The following is a 2,161-nucleotide window of genomic DNA, read 5'->3' on the forward strand; positions in this document are numbered from 1 at the left end:
TCTCGGTCGGTCGGCCACGCCGGCCACACCCCCTCCGCCACACGTCCGGCCGGCGACCCGGTGGTCGCCCGAGGGGATACTAGAGGCCCGTGGGCCCCGTCGGGGGCCGGTGCCGGGTCAGCGCAGGGTGACCTGACGTGCCCTCAGGCCGTCGCGCGACGCGCGCTCGTCGGAGCTGAGCGGACCGTCCTTCGCCAGGGCCTCGCCCAGTCGCGCGTCGAGCTCCAGCAGTCCCGGCGCCCACTCCTGATGGTGCATCTCCGGGTCCAGGTCGAACACCGGCACGAGCAGCCCGTGGGTACGGAACGACCCCGCGAACCGGGACCCCTCGCCCAGGTGGAGGCCGCCGGCGGAGTGCACGCGCGCGAGTGCCTCGAACAGCGCGTCCTCGTCCTCCGGGCGCACCCAGCGGACGTGGGCCTTCTCGCCCGCGTCGACCCACCAGGCCGCCTCGATCCCATCGGCCGCGACCCGGGCGGAGGGCATCATGACCTCGTTGGCGTTCTTGATGGCCTGGGCGATCTCCGGCCTGACCTGGGCGCCCTCGGCGAGCCACCAGGAGAAGTCGCCGTGCACCGCGATCTCGAGCGGGGCGTCGGCGACCACGACGTCCTCCAACGCCGGGGTGGACTCGTCCGGGTGGGAGGACGTCAGGGTCTCCCCTCCCCCGGCACGCGAGGCCCAGTCCACCGCGTAGGCCAGGTCGGCCGCCGGATCGGGTCCGTGGACCTGCACCTGGAGACCCACCATGGCCTCACCGCCCAGCTCGTCGTCGCGCACCAGGCCGGCGATGGCCCCCGGCAGGACGGTCGCCAGGATGATCTCCCGCTTCTCGGCGGTGGTGGTGAGTCGCGCGGTCGCCGACGGCACGAACTCGCGCATCGCGACCATGTCGCACTCACCGGCGAACCCGGCGAACGGCCGGGGTTCCGTGCTCAGTTCCTCACGCTCGGCCGCGCGAGCGGCGATCTTGGCCTGGCGGTTGCCGCCGGACTTGGGCTCATTATGGCGCTGGCGTCTACCCACGGGCACCACGATACGGTGCGCCCGCGCGGCCCGCCCCCGGACATCGCACTCTGGTGCCGTCAGCGCACGGGGGCCCCGGATCGGGTCGGCCGTGACGGGGTCAGTCGCGACGCGTGGGCCCGTCCAGGACGCCCCGGGCCCGTGACGGGACGTTGGTGGCCACCCACTCCACGCCCAGGTCGCGGCACAGGAGCATGTCCGCCGGGTCGTCGACGGTCCAGCAGTAGGTCCCCATCCCCCGCGACCTCCAGTACTCGACCAACCACGGCCGCGCCCGGAGCGCGCCGATGCTCGGGCCCATCAACTGGGCGCCGAACCCCTCGGCCGGCCACGACTTGAGGACGTTGCCGCGCTCGCGGAGCTGCACGGTCGGCACCTGCGGGGCCAGTTGCCTGAACCGTCGCACCGCCATCACGGAGAAGCTCATCATGAGCGCGCGGGACTCGGCGTGCGAGGCGGGCCGGTCCAGACCGAAGTACCTCAGCTCGTCCCGGAGCGCGACCTCGACGCGGCCGCCGGTGGGCACCGGGTGCTTGGTCTCCAGGAACAGCTTCACGTGCGGGTACGCCTCGGCCATCACCAGGAGACTGCGCAGCGTGAGGAGTGGTTCGGGCCGGCGGTGCACCGGATGCCAGGAGCCCAGGTCGAGGGCGGACAGCTCGTCCAGGGTGCTGGAGTGGACCCAGACGTCGCGGTCCGCCACGCGCGCGGTCCGGGGATCGTGCAGGAGCACCGGGACACCGTCGGAGGTGAGCCGCACATCCACCTCGAGCGCCTCTGCGCCCTGCTCGAGGGCCTTCTCGTAGGCGACGAGCGTGAGTTCGGGGAACTCGGCCGAGGCCCCTCTGTGGGCGACGACCCCGCTGCCGGTGGACACCGTGGACCGCAGATGTGTGGTCGCGGGGACCGTCACGTCTCACTCCTCTCGAGCCGGGGACGTCTCCACGATGCCCCGCGGGAGAAGCCGCCGGGTGAACCGCGGGGAAGGCTCATCGAAACTCCGCATGGCGGTCCGGGTCTCACGCGCCGCCCACACCGCGGCGGCCGCCGCGAGCGCGGTGAGGAGAACCGTGTCCGCCGCGGCCTGCGAGCCCTCACCCGTGCCCCGCCACAGTGCGAGCGCGACCGCGATCCC

The 2,161-nt window shown here is 73.3% G+C and carries 2 protein-coding genes and 1 pseudogene; all 3 read right to left on the minus strand.

What is annotated here, in order from left to right:
• Positions 1–117: 117 nt before the first annotated feature.
• Positions 118–1,026: a DUF5926 family protein gene (locus G6017_RS10830; protein WP_182617326.1), complete on the minus strand. Its 909-nt coding sequence runs from the start codon at positions 1,024–1,026 to the stop codon at positions 118–120.
• 100 nt (positions 1,027–1,126) lie between these two features.
• Positions 1,127–1,939, minus strand: coding sequence for a glycerophosphodiester phosphodiesterase (locus G6017_RS10835; RefSeq protein WP_182610245.1), 813 nt, complete (start codon positions 1,937–1,939; stop codon positions 1,127–1,129).
• Between the two features lie 3 nt (positions 1,940–1,942).
• A pseudogene (locus tag G6017_RS10840) lies at positions 1,943–2,161 on the minus strand (DUF4328 domain-containing protein); the annotation flags it as partial.

Origin of the sequence: Dietzia sp. B44 (assembly GCF_014145245.1) — a bacterium.
Lineage (GTDB): Bacteria > Actinomycetota > Actinomycetes > Mycobacteriales > Mycobacteriaceae > Dietzia > Dietzia natronolimnaea.